Source organism: Methylosinus sp. Ce-a6 (assembly GCF_009811655.1).
Taxonomy (GTDB): Bacteria; Pseudomonadota; Alphaproteobacteria; order Rhizobiales; family Beijerinckiaceae; genus Methylosinus.
In genome coordinates this window covers 1-1,200 of record NZ_BGJX01000086.1, presented here as the reverse complement: position 1 = coordinate 1,200, position 1,200 = coordinate 1, and the positions used below count along the sequence as shown (strand labels likewise).

General features: G+C 68.9%; 1 protein-coding gene. It reads right to left on the bottom strand.

The genetic code is table 11. From position 1 onward, the window contains the following. Window positions 1-84: 84 nt before the first annotated feature. The gene (locus Mspo_RS19415; RefSeq protein ID WP_159732937.1) at window positions 85-1,110 is read right to left on the bottom strand and encodes an IS110 family transposase; all 1,026 of its coding nucleotides are present in this window, start codon (window positions 1,108-1,110) and stop codon (window positions 85-87) included. Window positions 1,111-1,200 lie beyond the last annotated feature (90 nt).

Genomic DNA, 1,200 nt, shown 5'->3' with positions numbered 1-1,200 from the left:
CTGAGGCATCGGAATGTTCCGTCCGAGGTTCCCGACCATTTTGCCGTTTCGCCTTTCTTGCTCCTTACGCCTCCTTACGGGCGCTCAGGCCGTCGCCGGCCGCGCCCGAAAGCTCTCTCCGCTCGTCAGCATCGCAAAGATAATGCGCGCCGTCTTGGCGGCTTGCGCGACGACGGCCACGCGCGTCGGCCGGCGGGCGAGAACGCCGGAGAGCCATGGCCCCATGCGCTCGGGCTTGGCCCGCGCCTGTCGCAGATGCGCGCTCGCGCCCAAGGTCAGCAGCCGCCTCAGCCCCGAATCGCCCGCACGGCTGATCCGGCCCGAACGGCTCTTCTCGCCCGATGCATATTGGCGCGGCGTCAGCCCCACCCAGGCGGCGAAGTCGCGCGCCGTGCGGAACTGCCGCCCGTCGCCGATCGCCGCGATCACCGCCTGCGCGGTCAGCGGCCCGACGCCCGGGATCGTCATCAGCAGACGCATCTTCTCGTCGGCGCGCGCCGACGCCACGATGCGCTTTTCCAGCGCCCGCGCCTCCTGCTCGAGCGCGCTCCATTGCCGCGCCAGCGTCGCGAGCGTCGCATAGAGCGAGGCGGGAACCCGCGGGTCTTTTCCGTCCTCGACGAGCAAAGCCAATTCGGCGAGCCCGGCCGCGCCCTGCGCCGCCACCACTCCCATCTCCGCCAGCAGCCCGCGCAGGCAATTGCCGAGCTGCGTGCGCTGGCGCACCAACAGATCGCGCGCCCGCTGCAACGCCCGCGCGCTCTGCTGCTCGACGCTCTTGACCGCGACGAAGCGCATGCTCGGCCGCAGCGCCGCTTCGCAGATCGCCTCGGCGTCGCGCGCGTCGGTCTTGTTGCGCTTCACGAAGGGCTTCACATAGGCGGCGGGAACGAGGCGCGTCTCATGACCGGGCGCGCCGATGGTCCGCGCCCAATGATGCGCCGAGCCGCAGGCCTCCATGGCGACCACGCAGGGCGGCAGCGCGGCGAAGTATTTTTCCACCTTGTCCCGCCGCAGTCGCGCCGAAAGCACACGCTTTCCCGAGGCGTCGACCCCGTAAAGCTGGAAAACGTTCTTCGCTATATCCAATCCGATCGTGATAGATTTCATAACGGGCGGCCCTCCCAGCCTGGTTCGAATCATCACCGGCCAGCTTGGCACAATGATGCCGTCGGGGGCCGTCCACCCATCAGGATGAGG